Below are 20,380 nucleotides of genomic sequence, written 5' to 3' on the forward strand. Positions count from 1 at the left end.
TTGCACGATTAACTACAGGCGGGCGCAGTGCAAGTCAATTCGGTTCCGGTGGTCGAGGAAGGGGAGAGCGAGACCTCGCGCGTCCTGCTGAAGACGGCGCGCAGGTTGTTCGCAGAGCGCGGAATCCGGGCGGTGACGGTGCGCGAGATCGCGCGCGAGGCGGGGCAACGCAACCAGGGCGCGGTCGCCTATCACTTCGGCACCAAGGACGCGCTGGTCGAACGTATCCTCGTGGACGGGGCGCAGCGAATCGAAGCGCGACGCCATGCGTTCCTGACGGAGCTGGAAGCGGCCGGTGGCCCGCGCACGGTGCGCGAGGCGGTGGCGGCGGTGATCGTGCCATCGGTAGCCTTCGCCGACGAGGACGAGGAGCACGGATCGTACTTCAACCGCTTCCTGATGCGGCTGGCGCTCTACGATCCGGGGCTGATCGACCGCACGCTGGCGGGCCGGTACAACGCCGGATACCAGCGCTGCCTGACGCACTTGCGTCGCCTGCTGGCGCACCTGCCGCGCGAAACGCAGAGCCGGCGCTTCGGCTTCTTCGGCAGCTACATCTCTGCGCTGCTGGCAGAGCGCGAGGCGGTTCTTGCCGAAGGCGTCGCAGAACGGCGGCGCTGGCGTTCGGACAAGGCGCTGGACGACCTGATCGTGACGGCTGCGGCCTTGCTTGAGGCTCGATGACCGAAATGTGTTCGCGCCAACAAGGCGGTTCCATTTCTCTCCATTTTGGTTGAGTAAGCCGCCCGATTATGGAGCCATCGGCTCCGGTTCGGGGGGCTGAAACATGTTTGCAAGGCTGCAATGCCTGCTCAACCGTCATGCGCCGCAGCGCAATGCCGTCGAATGGGACGGCCGGGACTTCGTCAGCCATTGCCGTCATTGCGAAATTCCGGTCCGGCGCATTCGCAAGCGTCGCTGGGCGCGCGCGCGCGCCGAGGTCCAGCGCAGGAGCAGCGACAGCGCGACCTGACGGGCAGCGGGCGCGTGCGCCGTTACCCAAAGGCCAGCCCAAGTGTCAGGCGGCGGTGCGTCGCTTGAAGAAGGCGATTACGTCCTGCTCCACCTGGCGCGTGGCGCTGCCCGGTTCGTCGACCAGATGCCAGGTCAGCACCGAGTGCGGTGCAATGGGCGCATTCGGGTTGGCGTCGGTGTCGGGCAATTCAACGGTGACGCAGCGATCGCCGAAGGTTTCCTTGAGCATCGCAAAGCGTGCATCGGGGACATAGCCGTCGCTCGGAAAGCGCAGTGCCATCATGGTGAGGTCTTCTTCCTTGAGCCGCCGCTTGGCGCAGGCGATCTCTTCGGCGCTGGCGTCGATCCGCGCGGCGCCCTTGCGGCCCAGCGGCAGCGAGGGCTGCGACAGCACGGGGGCGACGACCGACGGCTCGGTCATCATGACAAGTGCAAATCCCCCGGTGAAGCACATGCCGACCGCGCCGACGCCGCGTCCGCCGCATTCGCCGTGCGCCTTGCGGGCCAGCGCGCGCAGCCAGTCAACGATGGGGCTAGACCTGCCGTTGGCCCAGACGTTGAATTCGCGCCGCACGCAAATCGACCATAGCATCTGGCCCATCGTGTAGCGTCGCGAGGGGGTGCGACCGTCTTCGCCGAACAGGCTTGGGCAATAGACGGTCATGCCCTGATCCGCCACGCGATTGGCGAAACGCAGCACCTGCGGGTGCAGGTTGGGCATTTCGTGCATGACGATGACGGCGGGGCCGGTGCCCTTGCGCCAGACGCGGCGGGTCCATGGACCATCGGTGAAATCAAAGGCGTCGTAGCCTGCGAAAGCCTCGGGATTCTGCATGATCTTCCCCCCGCATCCGGCCGCGACTGTGACGCGTTCGCACCTGTCTGGCAATCGAGGGATTGCTCCACACAAGATGTTTGCAATTCAGCACCTTGTGCCTAAACCCGGTCGCATGCGTAACATTGTTCGTCCGGCTCTCGCCGTTTTCGCCGCAGCGCCCGCTGTCCTGTCCGCTTCCGCGATGGCCGCTCCGGCCATGCCCGTGGCGCCCGCAGCACCCGCCGATACGGTCGCCTGGGACATCGTTTCGGGGCTGACCACCGAGATCGGCCAGCGGCTGGCCGGTAGCGAGGCCGAAGCCCGCGCACGGGCGTGGGGATCGCAGAAGCTGCAGGCACTGGGCTTTCGCAACGTGAAGGTCGAGCCGTTCACCATCCGCGGCTATCAGCGCGGGGTGGACAAGGCGCGGATCACCAGCCCCGTGCCGCAGATGCTGGCGGTGACGGCGTTGGGGTACAGCGGCGCGACACCCGACAAGGGGATCGAGGGCGAGCTGGTCTATTTTCCGACGCTTGCCGCGCTGAAGGCGGCTCCGGCGGGATCGCTCGCCGGCAAGATCGCGTTCATCGACCATGCCATGCGCGCGGCACAGGACGGATCGGGCTATGGGCCTTACGGCCAGGTTCGTCGCGAAGGGCCGACCGTCGCTGCGCAGAAGGGAGCGTTGGCAGTGGTCATCCGCTCGGTCGGCACCGACAGCCATCGCAATCCCCATACCGGCGTGACGAGCTGGGGCGCAGGCGTGAAGCCGATCCCGGCGGGCGCGGTGTCCAACCCCGATGCCGACCTGATCGGCAGGCTGGCGAAGCTGGGCAAGCCGGTGACCATCGCGTTGACGCTGACCGGCAAGACGGTCGAGGGGCTGCCTTCGGGCAATGTGGTGGGCGACCTGCCGGGCCGCGATCCTTCGCTGCCGCCGGTGCTGGTGGGCTGCCATCTCGACAGCTGGGATCTTGGCACCGGAGCGATCGACGATGCATCGGGCTGCGCCATCGTCACCGCCGCGGCCCTGCGCGCACAAGCGGCGGGGCAGACCTTGCGCACGATCCGCGTGCTGTGGGCGGGCAGCGAGGAGCTGGGCGGCTTTGGCGGCGAAGCCTATGCCAAGGCGCATGCCGAGCCGCACGCACTGGCGATGGAGAGCGACTTCGGTGCCGACCGGGTCTGGCGCGTGCAGACGCGCTTCGCACCGGCCGACAAGCCGCTGGCCGACAGCATAGTCGCCGCGCTCGGCACGATGGGGATCGTCGCAGGGCGCGGCACGGCGGGCGGAGGGACCGACGTGGAACCGGTGATCGCGGCGCAGAAGCTGGCTGTGGTCGACATGGGCCAGGATGGCACCCACTACTTCGATCTGCACCACACGCCCGACGATACGCTCGACAAGATCGATCCTGCCGCGCTGGAGCAGAACGTCGCTGCATGGACGCAGGTGCTGGAGATCGTGGCCAATGCGCCGGCGATCGCCAGTGTCAACCCGCCCGAATAGCCGGGACCTTTACAAGGGCAGGCTGGACGGACCGATCAGGCCTCGGCGAATTCCACCACGGTGGTGACCCCGCCGAGGTTTTCCACCTGCATCTTGCCGCCCAGCTGGGTGACGAAGCCCTGGATGATCGCGGTGCCGAGCCCGCGGCGCGGCTGCGGCGGCTGCGTCGCTTCGGGCAGGCCTACGCCATTGTCGGCAACGATCAGGCGCAGGCGGCCCTCCCCAGCGCGCTCGATCGTGACGCGAACTGCCGGGGCGGAATGGCCATCGAACGCATGCTTGAAGCTGTTCCCGAGCAGTTCGGTGATGAGCAGGACCAGCGTCATCAGCCGGCCCACTTCCAGCCGGGCATCGGCAACGTCGATATCGACCTGTACGTGATCGGCCGAGCCGACGACGCGGGCATGTTCGGCAGCGCGGCGGATCTGTTGGGACAGCGGCAGGTTGAGCGAGACCGGATCGTACAGTTGGCGGTGGATCTCGCCCATCAGTTCGATCCGGGCATTGGCCCGGTCGATCGCATCAAGCGCGGTGTGCGGATCGGCGGCGATCTGGCGACGCTGCAGCCGCAGCATCGCCGCCACGGTGGCCAGGTTGTTGGCCACGCGGTGCTGCAGTTCCTTGAACAGCAGACGTTCGCGCTCGGCAGCCAGCGTCAGGCGGATCTCGTTGTCTTCCAGCTGGCGCTGGCGGTGGACCAGGCCGTCGATCAGCATGATGTCGACGGCAACGACAAAGGCGTAGAACAGCATGGCCGTGGCCACGCCCGAATTGACCCCGAAGCTATAGAGCGGGGGGACGAAGAAGTACCAAGCAGCGAGGCCGCTCAGCACTCCGCAGACGATGCCCGGACCACGTCCGGCAAGGAACGTGGCAAGGATCACCGCGGGGAAGAACGTCAGGAACGGAAATCCCGGCGGAAGCAGATGGTCGGCTGCAAAGCGCACGGCAGAGCCGGCGATGAAAAGCGCGATCCCGGCAGCATATCGGGGAACCGTGCCGCGAATGGGCTGGAACAACTGGCGCGGCAGAATGGACATGTCGCTTGGCAACCTGCCCGTGAATTGTTGCCTTTGCAACTGTGGCAAGGCCCGGTCCGGCGGTAGCGCGCGCTTCCGCCGTCCGGGCCTTGTCGTTTTACGCAATCGCGTGGTGCGCTACGATCAGATCCGTTCGATGATCAGCGCCGGGGCCATACCGCCAGCCGCGCACATCGTGATCAGGCCGTAACGGCCGCCGGTCCGCTCCAGTTCGTCGAGCGCCGTGCCGATCAGCATCGAGCCGGTCGCGCCGATCGGGTGGCCGAGCGCCATTGCGCCGCCGTTCGGGTTGACCTTGGTGCGGTCGAGCTTGAGGTCGCGGATGAACTTTTCGGCTACGACGGCGAAAGCCTCGTTGATTTCCCAGTGGTCGATGTCCTCGACCTTGAGACCGGCCTTTTCGAGCACCTTCTTGGCAGCAGGGACCGGCGCGTTGAGCATCAGCGTTGGATCATCGCCCTGGTTGGCGTAGGCAACGATGCGGCCGCGCGCCTTGAGACCGTGCTTTTCGGCGTATTCCGGCGACGTGATCAGCAGCGCGGCGGCGCCATCGACGACGCCCGAGCTGTTGCCGGCGTGGTGCACGCCCTTCCAGTTGAGGTCGGGATAGCGACGCTGGATCTGCTTGCGGAAGGTGAAGCCGTTGCCCTGATCGAAATCGGCGATACCGTCGAAGCTGGCCTTGAGCGAGGCGAGGCCTTCGGCGGTGGTTTCGGGGCGGGGGAACTCTTCCTTGTCGAGTGCCACGGTGCCGTCGGGATTGTAGACGGTGACCAGCGACTTGTCGAAGCGGCCTTCGCGGATGGCGCGGTCGGCGCGTTCCTGGCTGACGAGGGCGAGCGCGTCGAGCTCTTCACGGGTGATGCCTTCGAGCGCGGCGATCGCGTCGCCGCAGACGCCCTGGTGCGACTGCGGGTGGATCGCGTCGAGCTCGGGGTTGCCCGAGCCCATGCCGAGCGGACGGATGCCGGCGTTGGCCTGCTCCGCGCCGTAGGCGGCAGTGAAGCTCATCATTTCGGTGCCGCCGGCGATGACGCAGTCTTCCATGCCCGACATGACGGCCGCCGCGGCCAGGTTGACCGAGGTGATGCCGCCGCCGCAGAAGCGGTCGAGCGTGGTGCCCGAGGCGGTGATGTCGTAACCGGCGGCCAGCGCGGACATGCGGCCGAGGTCGCCACCCTGCTTGCCGACCTGCGACGAAGTCGACCAGATGATGTCGTCGACGGTCGAGGTGTCGAGGTTGTTGCGGTCCTTGATCGCCTTGAGGCAGGTCGCGGCGAGATGCTGCGGGTGAAGGTGCGACAGCGCGCCCTTGCCGGGCTTGCCGATGCCGCGCGGGGTGCGCACGGCGTCGATGATATAGGCTTCGGCCATGGTTCTCTCCTCAACAGTCCGGCGAGACCCCCCTCTGGGGTCCGGCTCTGAGTCCCGGTTGTTTAAACGAGCGATTAAAGGGTGGGCCCGCCTTACGCAAGGGTAAAGCTGCACGCCCGGCGCACTCGACAGCAGGCCTTTGCTGCCCTTATGAAAACCGGCCGCCACACGAAGGAATTGCGCGATGTCCGATGCAGCCCTGCTCGATAAGGCCCACGCCCTGTCCGACAAGATCGTGGCGCTGCGCCGCGCGATCCATGCCGAGCCGGAACTGGGGCTGCACACGCCGCTGACGCGCGACAAGGTGCGGGCGGCGCTGGCGCACCTGCCGCTGACGTGGCGGGAAGGGCCTTCCACCACCGGGCTTGTGGCAACGCTGGAAGGCGGGGCGGGGCCGGGCCGCACGGTGTTGCTGCGCGGCGACATGGACGCGCTGCCGATGCCCGAGGAGACGGGGCTGCCGTTTGCATCCACCATCGCCGGGCGGATGCACGCCTGCGGGCACGACACGCACACCGCCATGCTGGCGGGCGCCGCCGAGGTGCTCTGCGCGATGCGCGAGAAGATCGCCGGGCGGGTGCAGTTCATGTTCCAGCCGGGCGAGGAGGGCCATCATGGCGCGCGCTTCATGCTCGACGACGGGCTGATCGATCCGCTGCCAGATGCCGCCTTTGCCCTGCACATCATGCCCGACAGCCCGCACGGGCTCGTCGCCGGGCGGACCGGAGCCCTGCTCGCCTCGGCCGATCAATTCGCCATCACGGTCGAAGGACGCGGCGGCCACGCCTCGATGCCGCACCAGACGCGCGATCCCGTGCCGGTCGCCTGCGAGATCGTCGGCGCGATCCAGGCGATGGTTACGCGCAAGTTCGCCGTCTCCGACCCGGTGGTAGTGACCGTCGCCAAGATCGAGGCGGGCACGGCGCACAACGTCATCGCCAATCGCGCCGTGCTGACCGGCACGATGCGCACCCTGTCACCCGGCAACCGCGACCGCCTGCCAGCCGAACTCGAGCGGTTGGCCACGCACATCGCCGCGGCGCACGACATGACGGCAAGCGTGCGGATCGAACGCGGCTTCCCCGTGACGGTCTGCGACGAGCGCGCGGTGGCGCTGGGCGAAGCGGTGACGCAAGATCTTGTCGGGGAGGGCCGGTTCGTCCGCCTCGCGCATCCGATCATGGGGGCCGAGGACTTCTCCTACGTGCTGGAAAAGGCGCCGGGGGCGATGTTCTTCCTGGGCGTCAGCCACGAAGGCGACGACTGGCGCCAATGCTGCGGCATTCATTCGACCCGGATGATGGTGGATGAGAGCGTCATGCCGCTGGGTACCGCGCTGCTGGCAGGTTGCGCGGTCCGCTTTCTGGAAAAGGGGTTTTCATGATCTGGTTTGGTGGGCAGTTGCCCGATGAGGCGTTTCTTCGTGACAGCTTCGGCCGGGGGATGCCCGGCTTTCTGGATGTGGAGTTCGTCTCCGTCGACGAAGGCGCGCTGACGATCCGCATGCCGGTCAACGAAAAGGTCCACCAGCCGTTCGGACGGCTGCATGGCGGTGCTTCGGTGGTGCTGGCCGAGACGGCCGGCTCGGTTGCTGCGGCGTTCTGTGTCGATCCGTCGCAATTCGCCTGCGTCGGCATGGAGATCAACGCCAACCACATCCGTCCGGTGCGCGACGGGTTCGTCTATGCAAGGGCCAGCGCGGAAGCGATCGGCCGAACTACGCACGTTTGGTCCATCCGCATCACCGACGAAGCAGAGCGGTTGGTCTGCGTCTCGCGGTTGACGGTTGCGGTGATCCCGATCGATCGAAAGTGATGAAATCTCTGCCTTTCGGGGCACCCGGTGCGAATTTCGATGTTTTTAATCAGGATGAGGGAACCTGACGCGCGCCATGGACATTGACGCGCAAGGGGCTTGCCGCGTGCATCTTAGACGAAAGACCAGGAACCTTCATTGCCAACACATCGGGAAGATCAGGCGCATCGGGCGTATGACGACAGCCCCGACCGCTTTCGCGCCAGTCATCCCGGAGATTCTTTCTCCGGCGCGTCTGGTGTGCTGTTCGAACAGGCCATGGCGCAAACCCGCATGGCCATCTGCCTTTGCGATCCTTACACCGAGGATCAGCCGATCGTTTTCGCCAACCGTGCCTTCCGCGATCTGACTGGCTACGACGAAAGCGAAACGGTCGGGCGTAACTGCCGCTTCCTGCAAGGACCCGGCACCGACCCCGCGGCCGTAGCGCGCATCCGCGCCGCGCTGGCGCAGGAGGATGTCGTCGTCGTCGAGATCCTGAATTACCGCAAGAACGGCGAGGCGTTCTGGAACGCGCTGCACCTTGGGCCGATCTACGATCACCAGGGGCGGCTGCTCTACTTTTTCGGCAGCCAGTGGGACGTATCGGACGTGCGCGCCGCCCGTGCGGACGAGCGCCATGCCCGTGAACTGGCGCGCGAACTGTCGCACCGGATGAAGAACATGTTCGCGGTCATCGGCGGCATCGTCAATTTCACTGGCCGCGCGCGCGGAATCGAGACCGAAGCGCGCGAGATCAACGACCGCATCCAGGCGCTGGGCCGCGCCTACGAGACGACGCTGGACGAAGCTTCGTCCGGGTCGATCGAGGTGGGCCAGGCGATCCGTTCGGTACTGGGACCCTATGATCCCGAAGGCCAGCGCATCCGCTTCGAAGGCAACGGGCTGCGAAGCGATTTTTCTGCCGTCTCGGTGCTGGGGCTGTCGCTTCACGAGCTTGCCGCCAATGCGGTGAAGCATGGCGCGCTGAGTGTTCCTGCCGGCAACGTTACCGTGCGCTGGACTCGCAATGGCGGCGCGGAGCACCCCACGATCGTGATTGACTGGATCGAGGAAGGCGGGCCCAACGTGGACATCGCGGGCGTGACGATGAGCCCGAAGGCCGGAAGTATCGTCGATCGCATGCTGGGCATGGCACGCGGCAACATCGAGCGTGAGTGGCGGCCGCAGGGGCTGCGCGCGACGCTGCGATTGCCGCTGCGCGAGGAGGTGGGATGAGCGACTTGCCGTGTCAGGTTCTGGTGCTGGACGACGAGCCGTTGATCCTTCTCGATCTCGAATTCGCGGTTGAAGATGCAGGGTGCGTGCCGCTGACAGCGCTCGAAGCGGACGAGGCGCTGGAGATCGTCGCGGCCGAGGAGATTTCGGCCGCTATCCTTGACGTCTCGCTTGGCCAGGGACGCACCTGCGAGCCTGTTGCCCGGGCGCTGGCTGCGATGGGCATCCCCTATGTCCTGCACACCGGCGACCTCGACCGGATGGACGAGGCCGTACGTGAACTGGGCGGCGTGCTCGTGCCCAAGCCGACGCCTGCAGCGGTCGTGGTGTCACGCGCGCTGCAGGGTCTGATCGCGCAACAGCGCCGCGCCGGTTAGGGACGAGCAGGCAGCTTCAGCATCGCCGCGATTGCCCCCAGCATATCGCGCGAAAAGGCCTTGGCGATCCGTGCTTCGGCGATGACGTTGAAGGCATGGATCGCGCCGGGGTAGCTGTGCAGTTCGACCGGCACGCCCGCATCGACGAGCCGTCGCGCGTAATCGAGGTTTTCGTCGAAGAACAGGTCGAGACTGCCGGTGCCGATCCAGGTTGGCGCAAGGCTCGACAGGTCCTCGCCCAGGCTCGGCGAGAACCAGCCTTTGCGATCGTCATCGACCGCGTAGTCGCCGCGCAGCGCTTCCCACCCGAAGCGGTTGGACTGCCGGGTCCAGATGAATTCGCCGGTGGTGCGGTTGCTCCAGCGGCAATTCTCGCTGCCGGTGCGGTGGTCGATCATCGGATAGACAAGAATCTGTGCGGCCAGCGCCGGCCCGCCGAGGTCCCGCGTCATCTGCGCGACACTCGCGGCGAGCCCGCCGCCGGCGCTTTCACCGACAACGCCGAGACGGCTGGCATCGACACCCAACGCGTCGGCTTCCGCCGCGAGCCACTTGAGCGCGGCAAAGCAATCCTCCTGCGGCCCCGGAAAGGGCGTTTCGGGTGCCAGCCGGTATTCGACCGAGGCCACCGGAATGCCAAGCGCCTTCGCCATGCCCGACGGGCCAGCCATCATCGCCTTGGCAGAGCCCATGATCATTCCGCCGCCGTGGATGTGAAGCAGCGCAGGGCGATCGCGCGCGCCCGGATCGGGATCGTACCAGTAGATGTCCAGATCGCCACCGGGACCTGCAATGCGCTTGATCTCGGGTTCGACCTGCGGCGTGCCGAGCGCGGCGTAGCTCGCTGCTGCGGCCTCTCGCATGGCCGGCAGCAGTTCACGCGTGAACGGCACGGCGCGGCCGAGCGCTTCGAGCAGCGGCAGCGTCTCGGGATCGACGAGATGGATGGTATCGCGCTGTTCTGTCATATTTCCTCTCCAACCTCGGCTTGTTCTTGTCCTGTCGCTTTGTGCTTGCACGAGGGTCGCTTGTCGAGCCAAGGGCAATGCGATCAGTTGCGAACAGAAACCGGCACGGGGATTCGAGACGATGCAGGATAGGGTGCTTCCCCTCGAAGGAATCCACAACTTCCGCGATTACGGTGGTTATCAGGCGCGCGGCGGCACGCTGCGCAAGGGCGTGCTGTGGCGTTCGGGCCAGCATGTCGGAGCGACCGAGGCCGATCTCGAGACGGTGCAGGGCCTTGGTATCGGCACGGTGATCGATCTGCGCGGCGACAGCGAACGCGCGGCCTATCCCTGCCTGCGCCATCCCGAATTCGGCGCGGCCGTGGTGTTCGAACCGGGCGAGACGGCCAGCCTGAAGGGCGCGGCGGTGCACGAGGAAATGGCGCGGGAAGTGGTCAGCGAACGCGATGCGGTCAACGCGATGACCGCGCTTTACGAACGCCTGCCGTTTCGCCCTGTGCTTGCCGGCACCTATCGGCTCTATCTGCGCACGCTGGCCGAGAACGATCATCCCACGCTGTTGCACTGCCTTGCCGGGAAGGACCGCACCGGGGTGGCCGCGGCGCTCGTGCACACGCTGCTGGGCGTGCATCACGACGACATCGTCGCAGACTATGTCCTGACCAACACGGCCGGCGATGCCGAGGCGCGGATCGCGGCGGGTGCCACGGCCGTCCGGTCGGGCTTCGGCGCAAGGATGGAAGACGGCGCGGTGCGCGTGCTGATGGGCGTGCGGCCCGAGTTCCTCGAAACGGCGTTCGCCGCGATCCGCCAGCAGTACGGTTCGGTCGAAGCCTATGCCGAGCAGCTGCTCGGCGCGGGGCCGGACGCGGTACGCGCGATGGAAGCGAACCTGGTCGCCTGAGCGGTCAGAGCGCCGAGCGGTGGCGCTCCACCGCGTAGGTGCGCATCCGGCTGCGATCGAACAGCTGCAGTTCGTCCTCGACGATTTCGTCCATCGTTGCTGGATCGGCCATCGCGGCGAAGCAGGCATCGCAGGTTGCCTGATCCGGAAAGTCGATCTCGAGCACGACGTCAAAATCGTGGTCGAGCGTCTGGCCATCGAGCGGGTGGAGGTGGAGCCGCTCGTAGCGGCTGGCCCAGCCGGCCAGAACCTTTTCGCCGATCAGCCTGTGCTTCGTTTCGTAGTAGGCGATGAAGTCGGCCTTGCTCATGCCTTCGCGGCGCTTGAGCAGGGTGAGCACGGTGATGGTCATGCAAGCTGCTCCAGCCAGGCGCGGGTGGCGGCGGCGACCTGCGCGGCGCGCAGCGCGGGATGAGGGAAAGCTTCGCGCAAGGCCTTGCTGCGCAGCTCGATCGACAGCGGGATGCCGGGCGGCAGCGCATGATACAAGGCAGCGAGCGGCAAGGCGCCTTCGCCGCATTGTTCGCGCAAGTCGATCGCGTCTTCGATCACGGCGGCAAAGTCGTCCGGGTCGGGCCGTTCGGCCGGAGCGTCGCAGAACTGCGCATAGGGCAACAGCGCCGGATCGATCGCCGCGACTTGCGCCAGCGTGGTGCCGGAGCGGTCGAGGTGAATCGGATCAAGCAACAAGGCGCGGGCAGGGTGAGCTACGGCGTCGAGGATCGAGAGCGCCCGCGCCAGCGACTTCACCTGCGTGAAAACGCCGAACTCCAGCGCAACGCGGATGCCGGCCGGCGCCGCGTGCTCGCACAGCATGGCAAGCCGCGCGGCGGTGCGGCCGTGGTCAGGATCGGACGAGACGCACAGGACATTGCGCGCGCCGAGTTCGGCGCCAACGTCGATGACCTTGCGATGATCGTCGTCGAGGCTGTCGGGCTTGAGCCAGACCACCTCGACATCGAGCAGCGCAAGGCCGCTCGCTGCCAGTGCTGCGCGCGCTTCGCGCGTGGTCTGCGCCGCCCAGTCGGCCGGTTCGACCCACAGGCCGACCATGTCGAAGCCACCGGCGGCGGCGGCCTCGATCGTGTCGACGGGCCCGAATTCGGGAACGATGCCTGAGGCGAAGCTGAGCGGGTTCATCACGCGATCCTGCCTTGTTGGTGCGCGCCGGGGGACTGTCAAAGTCGGTAGCGACCTCCTTGCCAATCCTCCCGCGCGGCGCCTTACATTTCCGGTTCGGGCAGGTCGGGATCGTCCTGAAGGTACCAGTTCAGCCATTCGTGGAAGTACTGGTTGCCGCGTTCGTTGCGGCCGAAGGTCAGCTCGTCGTGCGCGCCGGATTCCAGGCCCTTCTGGATCTCGAGCCCGATCAGGTAGTCCTCGGTATAGGTCACGTCGCGGAAGAAGTTCATCGCGGCTTCGACGTTCGCGCGGTCTTCCTCGTCGCGGAGCGGCTCGCGGCGCAGGTAGTTGAGCACGGTGCGGTTCTCGCCCGGCGTCGGTCCGGGGAAGAGCTGGGCGACCTGCGTGATTTCCGGCGCGATGAAGGCGGACACGTTCGGGAACATGATCCGCACGAAGTCGAAGCCGTTGTTTTCCTGGTGCCCCCATTCTTCGCGCGGCACGTCCTTGAGCGCATCGGCGATCTTGTGGTGGGGGAAGCCGATGCGCTGGTGCGGGCCGAAGCCTTCGTAGTGCATGCAGTTCGACGGCGTGCGCGGGAAGATCGTCTCGGGGTGGAGCGAGGCGAAGTGATAGCCTTCGAGATAGCCGTCGTAGGCGATCTTCCAGTTGGCACCCTCGATCACGCGGCTGCCCATGTAGGTCCACGAACCGAAGTCCAGCGCCTCGAAATCATCGAGGAAGCCGCGATAGAACTTGTCGACGTCGATCGGCGCATTGGGCGTGAGCACGACGAAGATCATGCCCGCCTTTTCCTGGCACGGCAGTTCGCGCAGGCCCATGCCCGGCTTGTCGACTTCGCCGAACTTGCTGGCTTCGGAAACGCCGATCAGGCGGCCGTCCTGTCCGAACGTCCAGCCGTGGTACTTGCAGGTGAAGCGCGGGCAGTTGCCGTGGCCTTCGCTGGCCACCGGCGCGCCGCGATGCGAGCAGACGTTGAGGAACGCGCGAACCTGGCCCTGCTTGTCGCGATTGATCAGCACCGGCAGACCGACGGCTTCCATCGCCTTGTAATCGCCGGGGTTCGGCATTTCGGCGGTGAAGGCGAGCATCAGCGGGACGCGCTTGAACACGAGCTCCATCTCCGCCTTCCACTGGTCGGGATCGGTGTAGCTCTCGGTCGGAACGCGCATCGTCTTCTCGGTCAGGAAGGTCTGCTTGTTCTCGACGTAGTCGCGCATGATGGCGGCCACTTCGCCAATGCGTTCGATGCGGTCCATGGCTGTTCTTTCTCCCGGGGAGGCCCATGTCGATCGGCCTCGCAAACATGACTCTGCCCATTCCGCAAAGAGCGGCCAAGCTGTGACACTTGGCAGGTGGGGCCTGTCCCTTTGATCAATTGAGTGCATCTGTCGTGCACGCGATGGCATGCCCATGCGCGAGACAACGACGCCGCCCTGGGAGTGGCTTGCAATTCCTCCGGCCCATCACGCGGCGTTCGTCGCCGCCGGAGCCTATGAACCGAGGACGATCGCCGATCTTGCGACGGCACGGGCGGCGCGCGATCCGGATTTCGTCTGCGTGATCGACGGGCAGGGCGCCTATACTTATGCGACGCTGCTGGCCGACGCGAAGGCGCTGGCCGCCGCGCTGCAGGCGCGCGGGCTGCGGCCGGGCGAAGTCATCGCCTTCCAGGTGCCCAACTGGCGCGAGGCGGCGGCGATCAACCTGGCCGCCGCGCTGGGGGGCTGGGTCATCAACCCGATCGTGCCGATCTATCGCGATGCCGAAGTGACGATGATGCTGGCCGATTGCCGGGCCCGCGCGATCTTCGTGCCCGAGGTCTTCCGTAAGGTCGATTACGCCGCAATGGCCAAGCGCTGCCAGGAGTCACTTCCCGATCTGGCGCATGTGTTCACGGTGCGCGGGCAAGGAGCGGACGATTTCGCCACTCTGGTTGCGCAAGGTCGCACCCTTTCGTTCGAGACGCCAGCCGTCGATCCCTTCGGCGTCAAGATGGTGCTCTACACCTCCGGCACGACCGGACGTCCGAAGGGCGTGTTGCACAGCCACGTGACATTGCAGCGCATCGTCGCCAGGAGCGGCGAGCACTGGGGCTTGCAGGCGGGAGAGGCGACGCTGATGCCATCCCCCGTCACCCACGTTTCGGGCTATGCCAACGGGCTCGAAGCGCCGCTCGTCTGCGGCATCCGCTCGGTGCTGATGGAGGCGTGGGACGCAGCCGAGGCACTGGCGCTGATCGCGCAGCACGATCTTGTCGGCACGGTCGCGGCAACGCCCTTCCTGGTCGAGCTGGCCGCCGCAGCACGCGCTGCCGGCATTGGCTTGCCAAGCTTCCGCTTCTTCGCCTGCGGCGGCGCGGCGGTGCCCAACGACCTGATCCCGGCTGCCGACGCCGCGTTCGACAACGCGCACGCCTTCCGCGTGTTCGGCGCTTCAGAAGTGCCGCTGGTGAGCTTTGGCTGGCCGCATGACCAGCACCGCGCCGCCACGACCGATGGCGAAGTGGTCGACTACGTCGTCCGCATCGTCGATGGCGAAGACCGCGATGTTCCGGCAGGGCATGAGGGTGAGATCCTGGCGCGCGGACCGGCGATGATGCTCGGCTATGCCGATGCGCAGCAGACGGCCGAGGCGATCACCAGCGATGGCTATTTCCGCACCGGCGATCTCGGCGTGCTGTCGGCCGACGGCGCGATCACGATCACCGGGCGCAAGAAGGACCTGATCATCCGCGGGGGCGAGAACATTTCCGCCAAGGAGATCGAGGACGTGCTCCACACCCACCCGGCGGTGAAGGAGGCAAGCGTCGTCGCCATGCCGCACGCACGGCTGGGCGAGGGCGTGTGCGCCTATGTCATCCTGTCTGGCGATGCCGATGCAGCCGCTCTGGCTGCGCACGTCGGGTCCAGCGGCCTTGCCAAGCAGAAGATCCCCGAACGCTTCGAATTTGTCGAAGACTTCCCCCGCACGGCCAGCGGGAAAGTGCGCAAGGACATGCTCCGCGCCCAGATCAAGGCCAAGCTTTCGACACCAGCCTGACCGGTCAGCTGGTGGCGCGCAGGCGGGCCAGTTCGGCGATGTGTTCGGGCCCGATGCCGCAACAGCCGCCGATGATGCGCGCGCCTGCCTGCGCCCAGGCGATCGCGAAGGCAGCGTAGCCTTCGGGCGTCAGGTCGGCGCGGATCGGATCGAGCCCGGAATTGGCCTCGGAGTCCGCGTTCATGGGCGGAAAGGCGTTGGCGTAGACGCCGATCAGCGGTGATGCGGCATCGCCCACGACCGACCGCGCCTGCTCCACCGCCGCCTGCATCACCTCGGGCTGCGAACAATTGAACAGCAACGCGTGTGCACCCACGCGGCTGGCAAGCAGGGCCGCCTCGGCCACGCTTTCGCCAGAGCGCAACGCCGGCGGCGCTGCCGGATCTTCATCCTGCAGCGTGAAGCTCAGCCAAAGCGGCTTGCCGGTTTCCGCAGCCAGATCGGCCACCAGCTCGGCCTCGGCCAGCGCCGAAAGCGTTTCTGCCTGCCAATGATCGACATAAGGGGCGAGCGCGCCGACCAGGACTTTCAGCACCGGGCGCGCGCGATCGAGATCGACGAGGTCCGGGCGGTACGAGCCGCAGACCGGGGGCAGCGATCCCGCCACGCGGACCGGGCGGCCGGCAGCGTCTGCCGCATCGCGCGCGAGCTTGCCCGAAAGCGCTGCCAGGCGCGCGCCGTCGCTGGCGAAGCGTTCTTCCGAGATGTGGAAGGGAACGACGGCGTATGAATTGGTGGTGATCACGTTGGCGCCCGCGGCAATGTAGGCCTCGTGCACTCTGGTCACGTATCCGGGCGCCTCGATCACGGCGAGCGCCGACCATTCGGGCTGGCGGAAGGGGGCGCCGCTGCGGGCGAGTTCGCGGCCCGTGCCGCCGTCGAGAATGAGCAATCCGGTCATGCCCACGCGTTATGCGCAGGCCGCGCATGCTCCGCAACATGCGCTCCGAAAGAAGGCGCGTCCTGACAAAAAGGGTAGTGCCCCCTTGCGCTTGCGCGGGGCATCGTCCGGCCAAGCCTATCAACACGAACCTTACGGGATCGAGGGAGCACTTCATGGATCTGGGCCTCAAGGGCAAGAAAGTCATTCTCACCGGCGGCAGCCGCGGCATCGGTCGCGCCACCGTCGAACTGTTCGCGGCCGAAGGCGCGGACGTTGCGTTCTGCTCGCGCAATCCCGAGCAGGTCGCCGAAACCGTGGCCGCGCTCGAAAAGTTCGGCGTGAAGGTCCACGGTTCGGCCTTCGACATGGAAGCCGGGCACGACGCCTATCGCGAATGGCTCAAGCAGGCCGAGGCTGCGATCGGCGGCTGCGACATCTTCGTGCCGATGATCTCCACCTCGGGCGCTGGCGCCACGGGCGATTGGCACAAGACGCTCGATTTCGACATCATGGGCGCGGTGATCGGCGCCGAAGTGCTCGACGAAGCGCTGAGCAAGAGCGGTGAAGGCTCGATCGTCATCACGGCATCGACTGCGGGCCTCGAAACCTTCATCGTGCCGCAGGGCTACAACGCGCTGAAGGGCGCGCTGATCGTGTTCGCCGGCCAGCTGAGCCAGGCGCTCGGCCCCAAGGGCATCCGCGTCAACACTGTCTCGCCCGGCCCGATCAAGTTCAAGGGCGGCAACTGGGAAGTGATCGAAACCGCCGTGCCCGATCTGCACAACGCGACGCAGGCGCAGTTCGCGCTCGGTCGCTGGGGTGGGCCCGAGGAAGTGGCCAAGACGGTCGTGTTCCTGGCCAGCCCGGCCTCGTCCTACACCACCGGCACCAACGTGGTGATCGACGGTGGCTTCACCAAGCGCGTCCAGTTCTGAGGAGCGCGGCGCCATGAGCATCGGGGCACGCGGCATCCAGCACATCGGGGTGTCCGTGCCCGATCTCGACAAGGCGCGGGAATTCTATCTCGACCTCCTTGGCGCCGAGGAGGTCGGCCCGCCGCTGGAATGGAGCGCCAATCCGTTCATCGATGCGGTTGTCGGCTTGAAGGACAGCGCCGCGCGGCAGTTCATGTGTCGCCTGGGCAATGCCTATATCGAGGTGTTCGAATACCTTGCCCCGCGTTCGGCTCCGCAAGACCCGGACCAGGGCGTCAACCGCTACGGCTACACCCATTTCGCGGTGCAGGTGGAGGATATCCAGAGCTGTTACCAGCGCCTGCTGGACGCCGGGATCCGCGTCCACACGCCGCCGTCGATGGATGGGATCACGGTCGATGCGCAGGGCCGCAAGCAGGGATATGCGGCGACCTATTGCCGGGACTTCTTCGGCAATGTGTTCGAGATCATGGAAATCTATTCCGACGAACAGATCCGCCCGGTCTGGCGCGCGGGCGAGGGCGTTATCGCGGCCAGCTGAACGCGCGATTCGCATAACCGGCCAGTCGGCCTGTTATCTTGCTTCGACGCTGCGGCTTTCGCCGATTCTGCTACCTGCAGACGGTGCTTCCTAGCCAAAATCAGAGGGGCTTGCGGCCCGCGTTGTTGACCTGAATCAAGCCACGATCTGCCGGCGCGTGGGACATTGCCTGCCATCGCAAGATGGAGAGGTACAATGGCTGATCGCGATCCCGGCGCCTTCGGGCGTGCACGCTGTCCCGGCACCAGCTGGGAAGACATTCTGGCTGCGGATCGGGTCAAGCCGCCTGCCTTCATGGAAGACGACCGTTCGGTCTATCTCGGCTCCGAACCGATCGATGCGGCTCGGTACTACAGCCCGGAATTCTTCCGCGCCGAATGCGAGAAGTTGTGGCCCAACGTCTGGCAGTTCGCTGCCCGCGAAGAGGACATGCCCGAGCCCGGCGACTACGTGACCTACGACAACGCTGGCAGGTCTTTCCTGATCGTGCGGCAGGACGATGGCAGCGTGAAGGCCTTTCACAACGTCTGCCTGCACCGCGGGCGCAAGCTCAAGACCGACAGTGGCAGCGCCGAACAGTTCCTCTGCCCGTTCCATGGCTTCTCGTGGAACCCCGACGGCAGCTTGCGCAACATTCCCTGCCGCTGGGATTTCGGCCACCTGACCGATGCCAGGATGAAGCTGCCGGAAGCAAGCGTGGCGCAATGGGGCGGCTACATCTTCGTGCGCGAAAACCCGGAGGGGCCCGCGATCGAGGAATATCTCGATCCGCTGCCCGAATTCTTCCAGCGCTGGCGGCATGAGGACTGCGTGACGGTGGCCTGGGTGGCGAAGGTGATCCCGGCAAACTGGAAGATCACCATGGAAGCCTTCATGGAAAGCTACCACGCCTATGTCACGCATCCGCAGCTCATGCCGTTCACGGGCGATGCGAACGCGGCGTATCACGTGCTGGGTCGCCATGTGAACGTGAACTACACGCCCTTCGGCGTGATCAGCCCGCATATCGAGGCGCAGGCCGAAGCCGAGCACTGGCCGCAGCAGCGCATCATCGACGAATTCCGCAAGTACAACGGGCGCAGCGCCGACAACTATGACGCGGAAAAGGACAGCTACGCGATCGAGGTTCCTGCCGGCGAAACCGCCCGAACCGCACTCGGCGCCAAAATGCGCGAGGTTTCGGAAAAGCAGTTCGGCGGCGATTACAGCGGCGTTTCGGAAAGCGAACTGCTCGATGCACTGGTCTACAACGTGTTCCCCAACTTCGCGCCGTGGGGGGGCTTCATGCCCAACATCGTCTATCGCTGGCGGCCTTGGCCTGATCAGGACAAGTGCCTGATGGAAGTGCGCGTGATCGCGCGCGTTCCGCAGGGGCAGCCGAGTCCGGCCGGTGTGCCGATGCATCTTCTTGGCGACGATCAGCTCTGGGCCGATGCGTCCGAACTCGGCGTGCTGGGCGGCGTGCTCGATCAGGACAGCGAGAACATGGCGCTGTGCCACGAAGGGCTGAAGGTGTCGAAGAACCAGGCCGTCGAACTGGCCGACTATCAGGAAGTACGCATCCGCCACATCCACCAGACGCTCGACCACTACCTGAATGCCGGAAAGGCTGCGCAATGACCGAACTCTACGAAAAGTACGGCGATGCGGCCGAACGGATGCTGCACTTCGTCGAAAGCCGCACCACCGACCAGGCGAGCGGCACGATGCGCGTGCCCGTTGCCGACTACCTTGACGAGGATCGCTGGAACGCGGAAATCGCGCGCATCTTCAGGCGCCTTCCGCTGATGCTGGCGCTCACGATCGAGCTGCCGCAGGTCAACGACTACAAGGCGATGGAGGTGATGGGCCTGCCGGTCCTGATCACCCGCGGCAGGGATGGCAAGGCGCGCGCCTTCCTCAACGTGTGCAAGCACCGCGCGATGCATCTGGCGCCGCAGGGCAGGGGCAACTGCAAGGCCTTTGCCTGCCAGTACCACGGCTGGACCTATGCCAACGACGGCAAGCTGATCGGCATTGCCGAGGCGAGCACGTTCGGCGAGGTCGAACGCTCCACGCTCAACATGACCGAACTGCCGTGCGACGAGGCGGCGGGGCTGATCTTCGTGATCCTGACGCCCGGGTTGCCGATCAGCGCCATCGAATGGATGGATGGCATGTACGAGGACTTTGCGGCGCTGAAGCTGGAAACCTGGTACTTCCACAAGAGCCGCGTGATGAAGGGCGCCAACTGGAAAGTCGCCTACGACGGCTATCTCGAAGGCTACCATTTTCAGGCGGCGCACACCAACACGGTCGCGACGCGCAGCCCATCGAACCGCGCGACCTACGAAGGCTTCGGACCGCACATCAGGCTGGGCTTTCCGCAGAATTCGATCACCCGGCTGCGCGATCTCCCGCGCGAGGAATGGGGCCGGCAGGAGAACAACGGCTACGATTTCATCCGCATGCTGTTTCCGAACATGAGCTTCTTCCTTGCACCCGAAATGGGGCAGCTGGCGCAGCTTTTCCCCGGGCCGAAGGCGAACCAGAACAGCACGGTGATGAACTACATCTTCCCCACCCGGCCCGAGACGCCCGAGGGGCTCGAAGCCTTGGACAAGATGTGCGACTTCTTTTTCGACGTGGTCGAGGAGGAGGACTACTTCCTCGGCCTCAAGGTGCAGAACGGGCTGGAATCAGGCGCGATGACCCACCAGACGTTCGGCCGCAACGAACCGGGCAACCAGTTCTTCCACAAGTGGGTCGCTTACTATCTTGACGAGAGCGGGAACACGCCCAGGCCGGTCATGAAGGAGTAGCTGACTGTCGCCGATCCTCCCGGCGCGGGGAGGATCG

Annotated in this window: 21 protein-coding genes; 13 read left to right on the forward strand and 8 right to left on the reverse strand. The window is 65.9% G+C overall.

Annotation, left to right across the window (positions count from 1 at the left end):
* Positions 1–27 precede the first annotated feature (27 nt).
* Together HHL27_RS03245 and HHL27_RS03250 are read left to right on the forward strand one after the other, a co-directional pair.
* Entirely contained in the window at positions 28–684 is a 657-nt protein-coding gene (locus tag HHL27_RS03245; protein ID WP_169491904.1) for a TetR family transcriptional regulator, read from the forward strand.
* A gap of 103 nt (positions 685–787) precedes the next feature.
* Positions 788–973: a hypothetical protein gene (locus HHL27_RS03250; protein ID WP_169491905.1), complete on the forward strand. Its 186-nt coding sequence runs from the start codon at positions 788–790 to the stop codon at positions 971–973.
* A gap of 45 nt (positions 974–1,018) precedes the next feature.
* Here HHL27_RS03250 and HHL27_RS03255 read toward each other — a convergent pair whose 3' ends face one another.
* Positions 1,019–1,810 carry a dienelactone hydrolase family protein gene (locus tag HHL27_RS03255; protein WP_169491906.1) on the reverse strand — a complete coding sequence of 264 codons (792 nt, stop codon included), beginning with the start codon at positions 1,808–1,810 and terminating at the stop codon, positions 1,019–1,021.
* Between the two features lie 115 nt (positions 1,811–1,925).
* Between HHL27_RS03255 and HHL27_RS03260 the strand changes: the two genes are divergently transcribed.
* Positions 1,926–3,302, forward strand: coding sequence for a M28 family peptidase (locus HHL27_RS03260; RefSeq protein WP_420874025.1), 1,377 nt, complete (start codon positions 1,926–1,928; stop codon positions 3,300–3,302).
* A 35-nt stretch (positions 3,303–3,337) separates the two neighbouring features.
* Here HHL27_RS03260 and HHL27_RS03265 read toward each other — a convergent pair whose 3' ends face one another.
* A complete protein-coding gene (locus HHL27_RS03265) occupies positions 3,338–4,342 on the reverse strand; it encodes a sensor histidine kinase (RefSeq protein ID WP_169491907.1) in 1,005 nt (334 codons plus the stop codon).
* 123 nt (positions 4,343–4,465) lie between these two features.
* A complete protein-coding gene (locus HHL27_RS03270; protein WP_169491908.1) occupies positions 4,466–5,716 on the reverse strand; it encodes an acetyl-CoA C-acetyltransferase in 1,251 nt (416 codons plus the stop codon).
* A gap of 184 nt (positions 5,717–5,900) precedes the next feature.
* On the opposite strand from HHL27_RS03270, the gene HHL27_RS03275 reads away from it, so the two are divergent.
* The 4 genes from HHL27_RS03275 (at position 5,901) to HHL27_RS03290 (ending at position 9,126) form a co-directional block, all read left to right on the forward strand.
* Positions 5,901–7,100: a M20 metallopeptidase family protein gene (locus HHL27_RS03275; RefSeq protein ID WP_169491909.1), complete on the forward strand. Its 1,200-nt coding sequence runs from the start codon at positions 5,901–5,903 to the stop codon at positions 7,098–7,100.
* On the forward strand, positions 7,097–7,531 hold the full coding sequence (locus tag HHL27_RS03280; protein WP_169491910.1) for a hotdog fold thioesterase: 435 nt from the start codon (positions 7,097–7,099) through the stop codon (positions 7,529–7,531). Before HHL27_RS03275 ends, HHL27_RS03280 begins: the two co-directional genes overlap by 4 nt.
* A gap of 138 nt (positions 7,532–7,669) precedes the next feature.
* Positions 7,670–8,749: a PAS domain-containing protein gene (locus HHL27_RS03285; RefSeq protein WP_169491911.1), complete on the forward strand. Its 1,080-nt coding sequence runs from the start codon at positions 7,670–7,672 to the stop codon at positions 8,747–8,749.
* Positions 8,746–9,126 carry a response regulator gene (locus tag HHL27_RS03290; protein ID WP_169491912.1) on the forward strand — a complete coding sequence of 127 codons (381 nt, stop codon included), beginning with the start codon at positions 8,746–8,748 and terminating at the stop codon, positions 9,124–9,126. Before HHL27_RS03285 ends, HHL27_RS03290 begins: the two co-directional genes overlap by 4 nt.
* Here HHL27_RS03290 and HHL27_RS03295 read toward each other — a convergent pair.
* Positions 9,123–10,094, reverse strand: a complete 972-nt coding sequence (locus tag HHL27_RS03295; RefSeq protein ID WP_169491913.1) for an alpha/beta hydrolase — start codon at positions 10,092–10,094, stop codon at positions 9,123–9,125. The genes HHL27_RS03290 and HHL27_RS03295 overlap by 4 nt on opposite strands.
* A 121-nt stretch (positions 10,095–10,215) precedes the next feature.
* Between HHL27_RS03295 and HHL27_RS03300 the strand changes: the two genes are divergently transcribed.
* Entirely contained in the window at positions 10,216–10,998 is a 783-nt protein-coding gene (locus HHL27_RS03300; RefSeq protein ID WP_169491914.1) for a tyrosine-protein phosphatase, read from the forward strand.
* Between the two features lie 4 nt (positions 10,999–11,002).
* Here HHL27_RS03300 and HHL27_RS03305 read toward each other — a convergent pair whose 3' ends face one another.
* From HHL27_RS03305 to HHL27_RS03315, 3 genes are all read right to left on the reverse strand, one after another.
* Positions 11,003–11,350, reverse strand: coding sequence for an EthD domain-containing protein (locus HHL27_RS03305; RefSeq protein WP_169491915.1), 348 nt, complete (start codon positions 11,348–11,350; stop codon positions 11,003–11,005).
* Entirely contained in the window at positions 11,347–12,138 is a 792-nt protein-coding gene (locus HHL27_RS03310) for a sugar phosphate isomerase/epimerase family protein (protein WP_169491916.1), read from the reverse strand. The genes HHL27_RS03305 and HHL27_RS03310 overlap by 4 nt, the downstream gene beginning before the upstream one ends.
* Before the next feature lie 83 nt (positions 12,139–12,221).
* The gene (locus tag HHL27_RS03315) at positions 12,222–13,400 is read right to left on the reverse strand and encodes an aromatic ring-hydroxylating oxygenase subunit alpha (protein WP_169491917.1); all 1,179 of its coding nucleotides are present in this window, start codon (positions 13,398–13,400) and stop codon (positions 12,222–12,224) included.
* A gap of 154 nt (positions 13,401–13,554) precedes the next feature.
* Here HHL27_RS03315 and HHL27_RS03320 point away from each other — a divergent pair, with 154 nt between their 5' ends.
* Positions 13,555–15,183 (forward strand): AMP-binding protein, encoded by a 1,629-nt coding sequence (locus HHL27_RS03320; RefSeq protein WP_169491918.1) that lies wholly within the window; start codon positions 13,555–13,557, stop codon positions 15,181–15,183.
* Positions 15,184–15,187: 4 nt separating this feature from the next.
* On the opposite strand, the gene HHL27_RS03325 is transcribed toward HHL27_RS03320, so the two are convergent.
* Positions 15,188–16,084, reverse strand: a complete 897-nt coding sequence (locus HHL27_RS03325; protein WP_169491919.1) for a homocysteine S-methyltransferase family protein — start codon at positions 16,082–16,084, stop codon at positions 15,188–15,190.
* A 155-nt stretch (positions 16,085–16,239) separates the two neighbouring features.
* Here HHL27_RS03325 and HHL27_RS03330 point away from each other — a divergent pair, with 155 nt between their 5' ends.
* From HHL27_RS03330 to HHL27_RS03345, 4 genes are all read left to right on the forward strand, one after another.
* The gene (locus tag HHL27_RS03330; protein WP_169491920.1) at positions 16,240–17,001 is read left to right on the forward strand and encodes an SDR family NAD(P)-dependent oxidoreductase; all 762 of its coding nucleotides are present in this window, start codon (positions 16,240–16,242) and stop codon (positions 16,999–17,001) included.
* Positions 17,002–17,014: 13 nt separating this feature from the next.
* Positions 17,015–17,542 carry a VOC family protein gene (locus HHL27_RS03335; RefSeq protein WP_169491921.1) on the forward strand — a complete coding sequence of 176 codons (528 nt, stop codon included), beginning with the start codon at positions 17,015–17,017 and terminating at the stop codon, positions 17,540–17,542.
* A gap of 195 nt (positions 17,543–17,737) precedes the next feature.
* Positions 17,738–19,162, forward strand: coding sequence for an aromatic ring-hydroxylating oxygenase subunit alpha (locus HHL27_RS03340; protein ID WP_169491922.1), 1,425 nt, complete (start codon positions 17,738–17,740; stop codon positions 19,160–19,162).
* Complete coding sequence (locus tag HHL27_RS03345) at positions 19,159–20,343, forward strand: aromatic ring-hydroxylating oxygenase subunit alpha (RefSeq protein ID WP_169491923.1); 1,185 nt, start codon at positions 19,159–19,161, stop codon at positions 20,341–20,343. Before HHL27_RS03340 ends, HHL27_RS03345 begins: the two co-directional genes overlap by 4 nt.
* The last annotated feature ends 37 nt before the right edge of the window (positions 20,344–20,380 follow it).

This window comes from Novosphingobium olei (genome assembly GCF_012927405.1).
GTDB lineage: Bacteria > Pseudomonadota > Alphaproteobacteria > Sphingomonadales > Sphingomonadaceae > Novosphingobium > Novosphingobium olei.